This is a genomic window from Streptococcus sp. WM07 (assembly GCF_004570525.1).
In the GTDB taxonomy this organism is placed as follows: domain Bacteria; phylum Bacillota; class Bacilli; order Lactobacillales; family Streptococcaceae; genus Streptococcus.
Map to the genome: position 1 here is coordinate 1 of NZ_SPPZ01000285.1, position 380 is coordinate 380.

Annotated in this window: 1 protein-coding gene; it reads right to left on the reverse strand. The window is 59.2% G+C overall.

All coding sequences use genetic code 11. The features are described 5' to 3' along the window. Nucleotides 1–143: 143 nt before the first annotated feature. Nucleotides 144–380 (reverse strand): hypothetical protein (locus E4T71_RS09270; protein WP_135039007.1); only part of this gene is annotated, 237 nt, incomplete at its 5' end.

The window sequence follows — 380 nt, forward strand, 5'->3', positions numbered from 1 at the left end:
TCCTACGGGTGTCTGCCAGCGCAAATAATCGCGGCTTTCCCCGTCTGTAGGCCCGATAAGCAGGCGCATCGGGCAAATGTGTTAACCCGGTGCGCCTTATTTCATGCCGGATGCGGCGCGAGCGCCTTATCCGGCCTACGGGCTTACTCGGCAGACATCTTATGCTCGGTAACCTGATTAATGGTTTCCGGTCCCTGTTCCGGTTTCGGCAGATCGAGTGACGCGAGCGTGTTGTAAGCCGACTGGCTCACACCGCCCTCGAAGCTCATCTCGCTCGCCCCCGGCAGCTGGTAAGCATTCGCGCCCGGATTCCATTTCTTAAAGAACTCCGAAAGATCCGTCTGGGCGACCCAGGAGGCACACAGCATCAGCGTGTCCGC